Raw genomic sequence first — 13341 nt, forward strand, 5'->3', positions numbered from 1 at the left:
GTTAATCGCGGTCGTTGGCCGCGAGGCTTTTGAAATCGATCTGTTGGGGGCTGGATTTGCGACGTGGCGGCTTGCGGGCGTAAGTGCGAACGGCGACGCCCAAGGTGGGATGGCTCAATGCCGTCTCCAGCGGCGCCGCGATGCGCAACGCCTTACGTGCTGCTTCGAGGCTCGCGCGGTCGGGTTCGGCCGGGCGCACGCTGATAGCGCAAGGCGTTTCGCCCTGCTTGTGCGCGGCAGCTTCATAGGCTTCGATGCTGCTTGCTGCCTTCGTCTGGTAGGTCAGCGTCGTGGCCGCAGTGCGGACCATTACGCAGAAATCGTTGAGTAAACGCTGTTGGCTTTCGACGGCGCACCGCAGATCATCAGCAGTGTCACCTGATGCCCGCCGTTCCCGCTAGCGCGAAGCAATTCGACGGCATTACTGGCCGCGACAGCAACTGCGACGAACGACGATGCGACCGCTGCTGCACACTCCGCAAGTGCGAGTGGGGCAATGTGGTCAGCGGAAGTCATGCGGGCACCTGAGGTTGGATCGGCGCTTGACCATGTGCAGACGTCTGCACACGTTGAACGGGCGGATTAAGTTTGCGTGCTGCGATGTAGGCATGGCCTGTGAGCCCTGCATAGGGATCGTCCACACACCGAATCACGCGGACACGGTCACTTATAGAAGTTTTGGAGCCTGCACTATTCATTCAGTCCTCTCAGACGGTTAAGTTGCCTGAGACAAACTATAGCAAATGATAGGCTTTATGGACAAGCAAATGCTAGGTTTATCTAAATCATTTGCTAGGACTTTTTTGGAATAAAGGCACGCTGAATCGTGCGCGTTTGGATATATAGAAAAAAAGCCCGCTCAAGGCGGGCTAGATCGGAACGCACTAAGTGCTAACGTGGGACGCCAGCAGTAGAGCAGTCGGCACTCTCCACTTGCTTCCAAATTTTGTAATTCGCGTCGTCTTTCGCCTGAAGGTATGCTGCCGTTACCAAGCCGGCCTGGACACAGCGGTCCATTGGGGTGCCTGAAGCTTTAGCAATCTCGTACTGAGCAACCGAGTCAGCCGCCACCTGATTATGAATGTCTCCGAGTTGTTTTGCTGCTTGCTTCTCCAGTCCGCCGCCGAAGTAGAACCAAAGTACGCCGACCGCAACTAAGCCACCGAATATTGCAGAGGTGGTGTTGGTTTTATTCTTCGGTTTAACCCCACATTGCGGGCAGGTTTTAGCTTCGCTGCTGATCTTCGTCCCGCACTCGTGGCACGCTTGTAACGCCATTTTTTTCCTCTTTGGTGGGCACGCAGGGACAATCCCTATATGCACGATAATAGTGACTGGATGATATCAAAATTTCCAAAGGGAAATGTAACCAAATGTCACACTATTATGCAAAAAAATGTCCGCATTTGCGGACAGGAGGGGTACTTCAGCGTCGCCGTGCTTTACGGCGATGCTCTGCCATGACACCGATAATTCTTAATTGTTCAGTATCGCTGCGCAACGTGGGATAGTCATCATTAAGGGGCGCGAGTTCAAAAACCTCCTTGCCGTCCTTGTCGATCCCGCGAGGTCGGTACTTCTTGAAAGTTGCCTCTTCGCGGCCGTTTTTAGCAGCGACATATTCGCCTGGCCTTGGCTCCCATTCTGGTTCGATTACCACAATGTCGCCGGGCATAAACTCCGGGGACATGGAGTGTCCTTCTATCACAAGGGCAAATGCCCATTGCGAGTAAGTCTCGTCGGTGAAGATGGCGGCGAAGCCGTCGCCCACCTCATACGGTTGAGTTATTTCCTTCAAAGCACCTGCCTGTATCGCCGAAATTACGGGTATTACCCTTTTTCCTAACGCGGCCGCTGCCACGTTGATGTCGAATTCCTCTTTCCGCTCAGAAAGAGGCGGTAATTTACCACTAATTACTTCGGGCGTGGACTCCACTTTGTCGAGCGACAGTGGAGCTAGTCCCGCTGCCTTTTCCATGGCTCTTGCGGCCTTTTCACCGAAATTTTTGCCTCCTCGATATTTTTCCGATAGCACTTGCGACAGGCGGGCTTCGTCAATGCCGAACTGACGGGCGAACGCCGCGACATTACCTTCCGTGCAACGGTTGATTTCGGCTCTGAGGTTCTTGCGGCGGATTGAATTCATGTCCATGTCGGGATTAAAAACGAAATTTAGCATTTGCGACACTATCAGTTGCTTGACCATATACCTATCAGTTGCTAAAGTTGCGGCATGAAAAAACTTCTCGACTATCTAAACAAAATGCCGGTAGCTGATCAGGAAAGTTTTGCAAAGCGATGCTCAACTACAGTCGGCTACCTTCGTCAGATCGCTTACGGACATCGTGAGTGTCAACCTGCGCTCGCTATAAACATAGAGCGTGAATCACAGCGCGCCTTGCTGTGTGAAGAACTTTGCCCGCTCGGCGTTGATTGGGCGTACATCCGCGCAGAGCGCCGTCAAGGTCGTGAGCGGCGAACGGTCCCGGAACGGCGGATGCCAGCTGTTGGCGAGAAAAGCGGAACGGGCACGAGCTAAAGCCGTGCCCGCATCAGCAGGGATTCAGGTCGCTGTGCAGCTGACGTACTTGAGACTTTAATCCTCATAAGATTTTTTTGAAACCATAATTTTTTGGAAATTGTATGGATCTCCGTAAAGCAGTAGTGAAGATGGTGAATTCCGTGAATGGAGGGTGGACGGTCGTCGCCGCCCACTTGGGCATGACGGAAAACGCCTTGCGTAACCGCGTGTATGAAACAAAGGGGCAGCAACTGTCTGATAACGACAAGCTAGCATTGCAGGACTTGTCCGGGACCACACATTTCGTTGAGGCCTTTGCCGCTGCAAGCGGCGGCACCTTCGTGCGCTTGCCCGATATGGGTAAGCTGGAGCACGACTCTGTGCATGTGATGTTTAACCAGATGTACTCGCAGCTGGGGGAGCATTTCAAGCTCTTTATGGCAGCTGTAGAAGATGGCGTGATCGACTCAGCTGAACGAAAAGATATTCAGGCCCACGGCGCGGAACTCCATCGCACGGTGGCGCAATTGCAAGCGCTCATGTTGGGCATGTATAGCCGCGACACTGGCGAAGTAAAGGTTGGTTCGCACGCGGAGGCGGCCCATGCATAACTTCGAACTTCCACGCCGCAGCAGCACGCCTTTCCTGTTCCTGCGCGCACTACACAATATTGGCAGCGAAGCCTCGGTGCAGGATCTGATGCGCGTGCGTAACTGGCGTGGCAAGGCCGACGCTTTCCGCGTGGACGTGGTCGAGCGCCTGAAGCGCTGCCGCCTGATCGATGTCACCGGCGATTGGTTGGTCCTGACCAAGCAGGGCCTGGACTATTTGGGCGTGGCGCCAGTCGTATCCGGCCCACCGCCTGAGCCAGTCGGCGCACCGTACGCCGGAACCAAGAACCCCCTGAATCTGTCTCGCCACTGCGCACCGCGGCCTATTCGCGCCGGCGCGCTGGACTATATGAAACTGCCTTCTCGCATCGGCGTTGAGTCCGTTGCCTACAAAGGGCAGATCGCCGCCAGCGCGATAGCTGGCTCCGTCACATAGGAATTATCCCTCTCAATATGAACTACTACCCACATCACATCGGTGATTTCAATAGCTCGACCCGGCACCTGACGCGCATGGAGCGCGGCATTTTCCGAGACATGCTTGATCTGTATTACGAGAAGGAACGCCCATTGCCCGCCGACGAACGAACACTGTTTCGCCGCCTGCTGGTGATTTCGCCCGAAGAAGTCGAGGCAGCGCAGCAAGTGCTGGCCGACTTCTTTACACTCACGGACGAAGGATGGTTCAACGAGCGCTGCGCAGCGGTCATTGCCGACTACCATGCGAATCTGAAAGCAGCAGCAGCTGGTGGGCGCGCGCGCGCTTGGGCGGCCGAAGAAAAGCGTCTGCGTGCGGATATCAAGGTTGGTGACATTGTCAGTGCTGAGCGGCGCCTGCTGGAATTTGTAGAGCGCTTCGATGACTCGCCTGAAACCGTAGCCATGACCGAACTGCTGGCCAGCTTGAAGCGTCCGCCGCAAACTGGATTCGACTTTGAACCGGTAAAGAACCGCGATGCAACCGCGATTGATGCGCGGTACAACCCCGGTTCGGATGTGATCGAACCGCAAGCGAACCGCGATGCAACCGCGATTGATCCGCGTTTATCAAACGCTGAAGCCAACCAAAACCAAAACCAAAACCATAACCAAAACCAAGTTAACACCCCAACACCGTCAACACAGAGCGAAGACCCCGCGCGCGGGGCGGTGGCCCTCAGCATCGAGTTTCGCAAGCACGGCGTGAAAACTCAGCCGGCAGACCCTCGCTTGCTCGAAATGGCTTCGCAGGGAGTCACGGCTGAGACGGTCGCGGCAGCGTGCGAGGAGGCGAAGCGCACAAAACCGGACGGTTTGAACCTGGGCTACGTCAAGGGCATCTTGGAGCGCTGGTCGCGTGAAGCCGCCACGATCAGCGTGGCAGGGGCGCGGCCACAGGGCCGGCAGCCCGTAGGCGGTGTAACGGCTGCGCGAGCAGCAACGATTGCAGGATTGACGGGAGGAGGCGTGCATGGTGCAGCCGGCTACATCATCGACATCGACACACCAACCGCTGCCCATCAGCTGGGTTGAATCGCTGTTCAAACGCATGTCGTGGGCATACGGCTCCCGATTCGCGGACATGTGGGCAGGTGTCGATCCGGTGGAGTTGAAGCAGTATTGGGCGCATAGGCTGGGTGAACTGTCGAACGCGGAATTGACGACCGGATACCGGATGTTGGAGTCGCGCGATTGGCCGCCGACGCTGCCGGAATTCATCAAGTTGTGCCGGCCGAATCTCGATCCTGAAGTCGCGTTCTATGAGGCGCTGGAGCAGGGGCGAAAGCGGGAGTTGGGCAATCCGAATGAGCCAGACGTTTGGTCGCATGCGGCGATTTACTGGGCGTGGGTGAAGATTGGAGCGTTCGCGATAGCGAATCAGGGGTATCAGGTGCTGCGGCAGCGGTGGATGGAAGTGTTGAGGGAATACGCGGACGATCCGAATTTGCCTCCGGTGCCGGTGAAGCGGCAAGAGCTAGGGGCGCCTGGCAAGACACGGCTGCAACCTGAGCGGGCGAGAGAGTTGCTGGCGCAGCTGCGCGTCAAGTCGATGCCGATGCGCTCAGGCTTGCGGCAGACGGACTGGGCCGATGCCGTGCTGGAGCGGCACGAACGAGGTGAAAACGTCAGCATCGCAGCGCTGGAATTTGCGCAGCAGGCAAAAGGGCTCAGGCCATAACGAATACGAATGAACGGGTTGAAAGGAAGTTGTAATGGGTGCAGTGCTGGAGATTGACGGCTTGGTGTTTGTCGAAGAAAAGGCGGACGTGTTGGGGAAACCTGTCGCGCCTGTGCGCACGCACGGCCTGCCGCCGATGGCGCAGCGTGAATTTCACGCCCGCATGGAGAACTGGCGTCGCGTGGTGATGGGCGGCGGCGGATCATCGGCGGCCGTGTGCGCCAGTTGGGCACGCTGGTATGTCGCGCTTCGCACCTCCGAGGCGCCGCCACATCAGGACGTGCTGGACGAGAAGTACAAGCCACCACGTCCGCTGGTTTCGGCCGATGAATTGGATGGTTGGCTCGTTGAGGAGGCTTACCGCAAGCTTGGCGATTTCAACGACCGCATGGCGTTGAAGTGCCGCCACATTTACGTCTTCGATGACGCAAGAACTCGCACTCGTCTCAAGGGCGTCCGTGGATCGCATGTGCGCCTTGTGATCGCTCGCGCAGAAAATAATTTGAAAACGATCTTGAAAAGTTTTGAATAGCCGAATACCATTCGGTCTTCAACTTGCCTGCCGGGGTGTCCCGTGCCTACAGCCGATTAGGCGTCTCCTTGATGGAGGCGTTTGTTCGTCTGTAGTATGAGACCGATAAAGCCTAGTCAAATATTGACTGGGCTTTTTTCTTGATGTTCCGCTTCATGACGATACAATCGGTGTTCTTAATCACCGAGGAAAATCATGGACAAAACCGAATTTGAAGCGCTAAGAAAGCGGGTCGTAAGTCAGGTGAAGCTTGCTCCGCGATATGAAACAATGCTCTTGAACGTTCTGGGCAACTTAGTCGGAAGAATGCAGGCTGACGCGGGTGTTGATGACAGGTATATTTCCGCCGATTGGGGAAAGTACGAAAATGGCGGTTTAGATTTTATTCTGGCATTTAAATTCGATGATATGGAGCTTCAGACCGATCTGCTGCCGTTGAGAGTCGAGGTCGGCATACGTATGCAACTCCTGCCCCAAGATAAGATCTTGCGATTTAGTTTTAAGAATGAGGTGCGAACAGTCGATCTGCGGTCTGATGAGACTGAGATTTCGCAACCGCTTCAACCAGTAATTGATATCGTCGACGAAATAGTGAAGCGTGAGGTTCATGCATTCTTTGTATAGGTATCCACGGTAAGATGGACTTATATATAGCCCGCGTCTCGCGGGCTTTTTTTTTCGGCCGTGGCCATGAGCACGGCGGCGTTGGGCGATAACCTAAAGCGCAAGAATTCTCAATGACGAAAGGTGGTGATCTGTCTCAATCCGCTGTAAAGCGGTGGATACAAGCTGCGTTTCTCCTTTGCCCGGTCCTCCGGGCTTTTTTATTCCAGTAGTGCAGACGTCTGCACAAGGGTGCGTATGGACATCTCAGTACAGACAAACTTGCCGCAGATCCAGCGCCAGTTTGGTGCGCTCATCGACAAGCAGTTGCCCTTTGCTACAGCCACGGCACTGACCGCGCTGGGCAAGCATGTGCAGGCGGACGAGAAGAAGCAATTCAGCCGCGTGCTGGACAGGCCTACGCCGTTCACGCTGAACGCTGTCGGCGTCAAAGCTGCACGCAAGAGCGATCTGCGCGCAATCGTGTACGTCAAGGATAAAGCCGCCGGGTATCTGGCGCCGTACGAGAGCGGCGACGTCCAGAAGGTCAACGGCCGCGCGGTGCTGAACCCGAAAGCGTCGCCGGTCAACCAGTATGGCAACTTGCCCCGCAACCTCATTGCCCGGTTGAAGGGGCGCTCTGATGTGTTCATCGGCCCGGTCAAGACCAAGGGCGGCGAGGTAATCAACGGTGTATGGCAGCGCCCGTACATGCGCGGCGGCAGCGGCAAGGTGCGGGGCAATTCAAAGCTTGGTCGTGGCTACAACACTTCCGGCGCGCTCAAGCTGCTGGTGCGCTTCACCGATCCGCAGCAGACCACCAAGCGCCTCGGCTACCGGACGACAGCCAAGACCAGCATCGATAGGAACTTTCAGGCCGAATTCACGCGCGCCCTGGCTCGCGCGACTGCGACCGCGCGCTGAGCGAAGGCCGCAACTGCCCAATAGATGTGCAACGGGTCCCTCCTGGTGGTCTCTGTATCACGGGCATTGCGCGCCGCGATCTCGCGCTACGCCAAAAACTTTTCTAAGGGGGTTGTATGGTGGACCTTCAGTCTCCCATGACGCAGACAGCGTTCGGCCTGTTGGTCGGAATCAGTCAGCAAGCGGTCAGCGACTTGCTGCGCCGCGAGGTGCTGCACGCTGGCGGCACTGGCGAAATCTGGCTCCATCAGTATTGTGCGCACCTGCGCGAGCAAGCAGCTGGCCGCGCCGCTGCCGGCGAACTGGATCTGGCCGGCGAGCGTGCGCGCCTGGCGCGCGCCCAGTCCGAACGCATCGAGATGCAGAACGCGGAAACGCGGCGCGAGAGCGCGCCGGTCGTGCTGCTCGAAATCGCGCTGGCGTCGGTCGGCCGGAAAGTCGCGGCGATCTTGGAGGCGGTCCCGGTGAAGATCAAACGCCGCAGCAAGAACCTGACCGCCGAGGACATCGAAATCATTACCGCCGAAATCAACAAGGCGCGCAACATCGCCGCCTCGGCCCAGTTCGACATGGAGGACCCCGATGGATCTAAGCGAGATTCAGAGAGCGATACGGAGCGGCCTGAAGTCGCTTGAGGCGCCAGAGCCGATCCGCCTGTCGGAATGGGCGGCGAAGCACTTCTACCTCAGCGCCGAATCGTCCTACGTCGAGGGGAAGTGGGAAGCGTACCCGTTTCAGCCGGGCATCATGGACGCATTCAGCAACGACGACATCGAGGTCGTTGTCGTCAAGAAGTCGGCGCGTATCGGCTACACGAAGATGCTGGTGGCACTAATCGCGTACATCGCGCACCACAAGCGCCGCAATCAGGCGGTGTGGCAGCCCACCGACGATGACTCGGACGAGTTCGTCAAAACCGAACTGGACACTATGTTGCGCGACGTGAAGGTCATGCGCGAGGTGTTCCCGCAGGGCCGTGGGCACGACAAGCGCGACACGCTGAGCGGCAAGATTTTCCTGGGCTCGCGCCTTTACACCAAGGGCGGCAAGGCCGCGCGCAGCTACCGCCGGATCTCGGTGGACTACGCCATCCTGGACGAATTGGACGGTTTCGATATCGACATCGAGAAGGAAGGCAGTCCCGACAAGCTGGCCGGCAAGCGGGTGGAGGGCGCGGTGTTCCCGAAAGAGATCATGGGGACGACGCCGAAGCTGAAAGGCTTCAGCCGGATCGAGGCGCGTGAGGAACAGTGCGATCTGAAAATGCGCTTCCATGTGCCTTGCCCGTCATGCGACGAATACCACTCGGTAGAGTGGGGCGGCAAGGAAAAGCGCTACGGGTTCAAGTGGGTGGACCGCAACCCTGCCACGGTGGGGCATGTCTGCCCACACTGCGCCACACTGTACACGCAGGCCGATTACCTCAACGTCTGGCAGCGTGGGCGCTGGATCGCGCAGGACGGCACGTGGATCGATGCCGAGGCGCGCTTCCGAAATGAGGCCGGCGACATTGTGCCGCCGCCGCGCTCCGTGGCGTTCTTCGTGTGGACCGGATACAGCCCGCAGGCCACATGGGAGCAGATGGTGCGTGACTACCTCGCTGCGGTCGATAAGGCCCGTGCCGGCGACACCAGCGAACTGAAGACGTTCACCAACACCACGCTGGGCGAGACCTGGCAGGAGGAAGTGGAGCAGACGGAAACCGATGCGCTGAAGCGGCGTGCCGAACAGTATGCGCTGCGCACCGTCCCGCGCGGCGGCTTGGTGCTGACTGCCGGCGTGGACGTGCAAAGCAACCGCTTTGAGATTGTCGTGTGGGCACACGGCAGGGGCGAGGAAATGTGGCTGGTCGACCACCACATCATCGACGCCAACCCGGCCGACGAGCGCGACTGGGAGGAAAAGCTCGATCCGTACCTGCAGTTGGTGTTCCGCCATGAGGGTGGCCAGCTGCTGCCGATTGAATGCACGGCCATCGATACCGGTGGCCACTTCACGCACCAAGCGTACAACTTCTGCCGCACGCGTGCGCGCCGCAAGGTGTACGCCGTCAAGGGCGACAGCCGACAAGGCCAGCCTGTGAAGGGCCGCAGCAGCTTGCAGGACGTGAATCATCGCGGCCAAGTCATCAAGCGAGGCGTAAAGCTGTGGATGGTTGGCACCGACACGGCGAAGGACTTGATCCACGGCCGCCTGCAGGTCGAGCAGCACGGCGCCGGCTTCGTCCACTTCGGCGCCGGCCTGTCCGACGAATTTTATGAGCAGCTGACCGCAGAGGTCCGCGTGCTGCAAAAAACTGCCACGGGCGAGCAGTACCGCTGGGTGAAGCGGCGCCAGCGCAACGAGGCGCTGGACTGCACCGTGTACGCCGTCTTCGCCGCGCACAGTCTGGACCTGCACCGCTACACCGACAAGATGTGGGCGAAGCTGGAAAGCGTCGTCAATCCGCCGATGTCGGACCTGTTCGACAGTCCACCGCCGACTCAGGCCAGCGTCGCGGAGCCGCTGCCTGTGGGCGAGTTGGCTGAGCGCGTGGTGCAGGTGCTGGAAGCGGTCAGGAAAGTGGCCGAGGAGGGGCCAACCGTGCAGGTGAAAGCCGCGCCGACGGCGAAGCGAAGCCGGCTCGCCGGATTACTGAATAAGGGGTAAAACATGCAATTCAATCCACGCGGCGGCCTGCTGGCCGGTATGCAGACGTCTGCACTGCAAACGGCGATCAAGGCCGCGCAGCAGGCGTACATCGACCTGTCCACGGGCGCCAAGGGCGAGTCGTACTCGTACACGCAGGGTGACGGCTCAAAATCGGTGACGTACACCAAGGCGGATCTGCCGGCACTGTCGGCGCTGATCCAGTCGTTACAGGTGCAGCTGGGCATCGTGCCCCGTCCGCGCCGCGCCATCGGTCTGAGGTTCTGATGGAAGCCGTCTCGTTGCTCGACGCTCACGGCAAGCCGATAGCGTCCCGGCGCCCGTCGATGCTCCACGGCAGCAACGTGCCATACGACGCCGCCGACCGCACCGGCCAGCATATGTCGGAATGGAATCCGTACCTGGGCTCGCCTGACGGCGACCTCAACGTGCACCGCGACATCATCGTCGCCCGCGTGCGCGACCTGGTGCGCAATGACGGCTGGGCATCCGGCGCGGTCACGCGCATGCTGGACAACGTGATCGGCGCCAACTTCCGGCCGATCTTCAAGCCGGACTATCTGGCGCTGGCGGCCCACACCGGCATCAAGGCGTTTGACCACGTGTGGGCGGACGAATTCAGTCAGCAGCTGGGCGGCAGCTACCGCACGTGGGCCGGCGACGTCGGCAAGTATTGCGACACGCAGCGCAACCAGACACTGGCGCAGATGTTCCGGCTGGGCTTTCGCCACAAGGTGGTGGAGGGCGACGCAATCGCCATGCTCCACTGGTTGCCCGACCGCGTGGCGCCCGGCCGCGCACGCTATGCCACGGCGGTGCAGCTCATGGACCCTGACCGGCTGTCCAATCCCCAGCTAAAGCTCGACACGCAGACCATGCGCGGCGGCGTGGAGATCGATTCCTATGGCGCGGCGGTCGCGTATCACTTCCGCCGCGCGCACCAAGGCGACTACTTCGCGGCGGCCAAGTCCGCGACGTGGGACCGCGTGGAGCGCGAAACCGAGTGGGGGCGCCCCATCGTCGTGCACGACTTCGATCTGGAGCGCGCCGGCCAGCATCGCGGCGGCGCCGGCATTTTTGCCCCTGTGCTGCAGCGGCTCAAGATGCTGGCCAAATATGACGGCGCCGAACTGGACGCGGCGCTGATCAACGCGATCTTCGCTGCGTACATCGAATCGCCTTATGACCACGCGATGGTCGAAGGCGCGTTGGCCGGCGACGACGACCTGGGCGCCTACCAGACAGACCGTGTGGCGTACCACCAGTCGGCGGGCCTGAAGCTGAACAACGCGCGCCTGCCGATCCTGTATCCGGGCGAAAAGATCAACGCCGTGACGGCGACGCGGCCGAACCCGAACTTCCGCCAGTTCGAGGCGGCGGTGCTGCGCAACGCGGCTGCCGCCACCGGCCTGTCGGCCCAGCAGCTGAGCAACGACTGGTCGGACGTGAACTACTCCTCGGCGCGCGGTGCGCTGCTGGAGGCGTGGAAAACGCTCTCGCGGCGCCGGCATGACTTTGGGGCCGGCTTTGGTCAGCCGATTGTGGCGGCGTTCGCGGAGGAAGCGATGGAAGTGGACGATCTGCCGCTGCCGGCCGGCGCGCCCGCGTTCCACCTGTTCCGTGGCGCTTACACCCGCGCCAAGTGGATGGGGCCGGGCCGTGGCGTGATCGACTCGCTGAAAGAGCGTCAGGGCGCCGTGCTGGGCATGGACTCGGGCCTGTCCACGCTGGAGGATGAAGCCGGCGAAATGGGCGGCAGCGACTGGCGCGAGAACGTTGCGCAGCGCGCCATCGAGATCCAGCGCTTCAAGGAACACGGCATCGCTCTGCCGCAGTGGGCTATCGGCGCGCAAGAGGGCGGCGCCACATCATCATCGGAGGCATAAGTATGAAATTTCCATTCCTGGCACAGCGGCTGTTCAACACGCCGCTGGCGATTACGCCGGGCAAGGCAGAGGTGATCATGGCGGCGCTGGCCGAGCGCATGGGCATCGCCCAGATGCAGCGCAGCGTCAGCATGATGGACGATGACGATTACGACTATACCGGTCCGGGCGACAACCCGCGCACCGGCTATGACGTGGTCGCCGGCACGGCCATCGTGCCCGTTGCCGGCACGCTGGTGCAAAAGCTGGGCACGCTGCGGCCGTATTCCGGCATGACCGGCTACGATGGCATCCGGCAAAACTTCCTGACCGCGCTGGCGGACCCCAAGGTCAAGGCCATCGTGCTGGACGTGGACAGTCCCGGCGGCGAGGTGGCCGGCTGCTTCGATCTGGTGGACACGATCTACAAAGCGCGCGGCACGAAGCCGGTCCGCGCCATCCTCAACGAGGCCGCGTACAGCGCCGCGTACGCCATCGCCAGCGCTGCCGACAGCATCTATGTGCCGCGCACTGGGGGCACCGGCAGCATCGGCGTGATCTGGATGCATATGGACTGGTCGAAGGCGCTAGATGCGGCGGGCTTCAAGGTCACGTTTGTGACGTACGGCGACAGCAAGGCAGACGGCCATCCCGAAATCGAACTGTCGCCGGAAGCGTATGCGCGCTTCAAGGCGCAGATCGACAGCATGGGCGAACTGTTTGTCGAAACCGTCGCCCGCAATCGAGACATCCCGGCCTCGCAGGTTCGGGCAACTCAGGCCGCAACTTACATGGGGGCGGCCGGTGTATCGCAGGGGCTGGCAGACGGCGTGATGGCGCCGGACGCGGCATTCAGGGCTTTGCTCGCAGACATTAACTAACCACAGAAGGACCAAGCATGAAGAAGGGCACCAAAGTAAAGAAGGCGTTCTCGTTCGCTCACCTGATCGGCATTGGCGCCGCGCGCGCTGACGGCGATCAGGACGGCGATGAGCAGGACGAACGCGAACAGCGCGACGGCGAAACCGACGAGGAATACGCGAAGCGCATGGAAGAGCTGGACAAGAAGGAAGCCGAGGACGATGACGACGACGACCCCGACGTCGAGGACGAGAGCGAGAGCGACAAGGAAAAGGCTGCGCGCGCCAGCGAACGCGCGCGCTGCGCCGCCATCTTTGGCTCCAAGGCTGCGGCTACCCGTCCCGATTTCGCCGCGCACCTGGCCTTCGAGACCGACATGAGCGCCAAGCAGGCCGTGGGCATGCTGAACGCCTTCGCTGCCGGCGCTCCTGCCGGTGCCGCCAAGCCCAAGTCGCTGGGCAGCCGTATGGCCGGCGTCAAGGTGCCGAACGTCGGCGCCAGCGCTGCCGCAGCTGCTGCGCCGAACGCCACGCAAGCGGCGGCTGACGCGATCCTCGCCGCTGGCCGCGCGCGTCGCGGCGAGAAGTAATCCCTCTTTTTGACAACGAAAGGATAGT

At 60.1% G+C, this 13341-nt stretch carries 17 protein-coding genes; 14 read left to right on the forward strand and 3 right to left on the reverse strand.

Annotated elements, in window-relative coordinates; genetic code table 11:
• Position 1: 1 nt before the first annotated feature.
• From HH213_RS17825 to HH213_RS17835, 3 genes are all read right to left on the reverse strand, one after another.
• Positions 2-310 (reverse strand): hypothetical protein, encoded by a 309-nt coding sequence (locus tag HH213_RS17825; protein WP_169113093.1) that lies wholly within the window; start codon positions 308-310, stop codon positions 2-4.
• 581 nt (positions 311-891) lie between these two features.
• Positions 892-1278, reverse strand: a complete 387-nt coding sequence (locus HH213_RS17830) for a zinc-ribbon domain-containing protein (RefSeq protein WP_169113094.1) — start codon at positions 1276-1278, stop codon at positions 892-894.
• Positions 1279-1426: 148 nt separating this feature from the next.
• Positions 1427-2206, reverse strand: a complete 780-nt coding sequence (locus HH213_RS17835) for a LexA family protein (protein ID WP_229263051.1) — start codon at positions 2204-2206, stop codon at positions 1427-1429.
• Between the two features lie 27 nt (positions 2207-2233).
• On the opposite strand from HH213_RS17835, the gene HH213_RS29890 reads away from it, so the two are divergent.
• The 14 genes from HH213_RS29890 to HH213_RS17905 all read left to right on the forward strand — a co-directional run bounded on the left by HH213_RS29890 (position 2234) and on the right by HH213_RS17905 (position 13313).
• Positions 2234-2539 (forward strand): helix-turn-helix domain-containing protein, encoded by a 306-nt coding sequence (locus HH213_RS29890; protein WP_217363448.1) that lies wholly within the window; start codon positions 2234-2236, stop codon positions 2537-2539.
• 104 nt (positions 2540-2643) lie between these two features.
• Positions 2644-3132 carry a YmfL family putative regulatory protein gene (locus HH213_RS17845; RefSeq protein ID WP_169113095.1) on the forward strand — a complete coding sequence of 163 codons (489 nt, stop codon included), beginning with the start codon at positions 2644-2646 and terminating at the stop codon, positions 3130-3132.
• The gene (locus HH213_RS17850; RefSeq protein WP_169113096.1) at positions 3125-3568 is read left to right on the forward strand and encodes a hypothetical protein; all 444 of its coding nucleotides are present in this window, start codon (positions 3125-3127) and stop codon (positions 3566-3568) included. The genes HH213_RS17845 and HH213_RS17850 overlap by 8 nt, the downstream gene beginning before the upstream one ends.
• A gap of 17 nt (positions 3569-3585) precedes the next feature.
• Entirely contained in the window at positions 3586-4644 is a 1059-nt protein-coding gene (locus tag HH213_RS17855) for a YdaU family protein (RefSeq protein ID WP_169113097.1), read from the forward strand.
• Between the two features lie 49 nt (positions 4645-4693).
• Positions 4694-5290 carry a hypothetical protein gene (locus HH213_RS17860; RefSeq protein ID WP_169113098.1) on the forward strand — a complete coding sequence of 199 codons (597 nt, stop codon included), beginning with the start codon at positions 4694-4696 and terminating at the stop codon, positions 5288-5290.
• Positions 5291-5324: 34 nt separating this feature from the next.
• Positions 5325-5822 carry a hypothetical protein gene (locus tag HH213_RS17865; protein ID WP_169113099.1) on the forward strand — a complete coding sequence of 166 codons (498 nt, stop codon included), beginning with the start codon at positions 5325-5327 and terminating at the stop codon, positions 5820-5822.
• A 195-nt stretch (positions 5823-6017) separates the two neighbouring features.
• A complete protein-coding gene (locus tag HH213_RS17870; RefSeq protein ID WP_169113100.1) occupies positions 6018-6446 on the forward strand; it encodes a hypothetical protein in 429 nt (142 codons plus the stop codon).
• Positions 6447-6683: 237 nt separating this feature from the next.
• Complete coding sequence (locus HH213_RS17875) at positions 6684-7349, forward strand: hypothetical protein (RefSeq protein WP_169113101.1); 666 nt, start codon at positions 6684-6686, stop codon at positions 7347-7349.
• A 137-nt stretch (positions 7350-7486) separates the two neighbouring features.
• Positions 7487-7984, forward strand: coding sequence for a terminase small subunit (locus tag HH213_RS17880; protein ID WP_169113102.1), 498 nt, complete (start codon positions 7487-7489; stop codon positions 7982-7984).
• Between the two features lie 112 nt (positions 7985-8096).
• Entirely contained in the window at positions 8097-9998 is a 1902-nt protein-coding gene (locus tag HH213_RS17885; RefSeq protein ID WP_308494546.1) for a phage terminase large subunit family protein, read from the forward strand.
• A gap of 3 nt (positions 9999-10001) precedes the next feature.
• Positions 10002-10265, forward strand: coding sequence for a gpW family head-tail joining protein (gene gpW / locus HH213_RS17890; protein WP_169113104.1), 264 nt, complete (start codon positions 10002-10004; stop codon positions 10263-10265).
• Positions 10265-11884, forward strand: coding sequence for a phage portal protein (locus HH213_RS17895; protein WP_169113105.1), 1620 nt, complete (start codon positions 10265-10267; stop codon positions 11882-11884). The genes gpW and HH213_RS17895 overlap by 1 nt, the downstream gene beginning before the upstream one ends.
• 2 nt (positions 11885-11886) lie before the next feature.
• The gene (locus HH213_RS17900) at positions 11887-12744 is read left to right on the forward strand and encodes a S49 family peptidase (protein ID WP_169113106.1); all 858 of its coding nucleotides are present in this window, start codon (positions 11887-11889) and stop codon (positions 12742-12744) included.
• Positions 12745-12761: 17 nt separating this feature from the next.
• Positions 12762-13313, forward strand: a complete 552-nt coding sequence (locus HH213_RS17905) for a hypothetical protein (protein WP_169113107.1) — start codon at positions 12762-12764, stop codon at positions 13311-13313.
• Positions 13314-13341: the final 28 nt, after the last annotated feature.

This window comes from Duganella dendranthematis, from assembly GCF_012849375.1.
Classification (GTDB): Bacteria; Pseudomonadota; Gammaproteobacteria; order Burkholderiales; family Burkholderiaceae_D; genus Rugamonas; species Rugamonas dendranthematis.

What these genes read in the sequence shown, in the direction of transcription:
- HH213_RS17825 (WP_169113093.1), bottom strand. Translation starts at nt 310, where the DNA reads ATGGTCCGCACTGCGGCCACGACGCTGACCTACCAGACGAAGGCAGCA.
- HH213_RS17830 (WP_169113094.1), bottom strand. Translation starts at nt 1,278, where the DNA reads ATGGCGTTACAAGCGTGCCACGAGTGCGGGACGAAGATCAGCAGCGAA.
- HH213_RS17835 (WP_229263051.1), bottom strand. Translation starts at nt 2,206, where the DNA reads ATGGTCAAGCAACTGATAGTGTCGCAAATGCTAAATTTCGTTTTTAAT.
- HH213_RS29890 (WP_217363448.1), top strand. Translation starts at nt 2,234, where the DNA reads ATGAAAAAACTTCTCGACTATCTAAACAAAATGCCGGTAGCTGATCAG.
- HH213_RS17845 (WP_169113095.1), top strand. Translation starts at nt 2,644, where the DNA reads ATGGATCTCCGTAAAGCAGTAGTGAAGATGGTGAATTCCGTGAATGGA.
- HH213_RS17850 (WP_169113096.1), top strand. Translation starts at nt 3,125, where the DNA reads ATGCATAACTTCGAACTTCCACGCCGCAGCAGCACGCCTTTCCTGTTC.
- HH213_RS17855 (WP_169113097.1), top strand. Translation starts at nt 3,586, where the DNA reads ATGAACTACTACCCACATCACATCGGTGATTTCAATAGCTCGACCCGG.
- HH213_RS17860 (WP_169113098.1), top strand. Translation starts at nt 4,694, where the DNA reads ATGTGGGCAGGTGTCGATCCGGTGGAGTTGAAGCAGTATTGGGCGCAT.
- HH213_RS17865 (WP_169113099.1), top strand. Translation starts at nt 5,325, where the DNA reads ATGGGTGCAGTGCTGGAGATTGACGGCTTGGTGTTTGTCGAAGAAAAG.
- HH213_RS17870 (WP_169113100.1), top strand. Translation starts at nt 6,018, where the DNA reads ATGGACAAAACCGAATTTGAAGCGCTAAGAAAGCGGGTCGTAAGTCAG.
- HH213_RS17875 (WP_169113101.1), top strand. Translation starts at nt 6,684, where the DNA reads ATGGACATCTCAGTACAGACAAACTTGCCGCAGATCCAGCGCCAGTTT.
- HH213_RS17880 (WP_169113102.1), top strand. Translation starts at nt 7,487, where the DNA reads ATGACGCAGACAGCGTTCGGCCTGTTGGTCGGAATCAGTCAGCAAGCG.
- HH213_RS17885 (WP_308494546.1), top strand. Translation starts at nt 8,097, where the DNA reads ATGGACGCATTCAGCAACGACGACATCGAGGTCGTTGTCGTCAAGAAG.
- gpW (WP_169113104.1), top strand. Translation starts at nt 10,002, where the DNA reads ATGCAATTCAATCCACGCGGCGGCCTGCTGGCCGGTATGCAGACGTCT.
- HH213_RS17895 (WP_169113105.1), top strand. Translation starts at nt 10,265, where the DNA reads ATGGAAGCCGTCTCGTTGCTCGACGCTCACGGCAAGCCGATAGCGTCC.
- HH213_RS17900 (WP_169113106.1), top strand. Translation starts at nt 11,887, where the DNA reads ATGAAATTTCCATTCCTGGCACAGCGGCTGTTCAACACGCCGCTGGCG.
- HH213_RS17905 (WP_169113107.1), top strand. Translation starts at nt 12,762, where the DNA reads ATGAAGAAGGGCACCAAAGTAAAGAAGGCGTTCTCGTTCGCTCACCTG.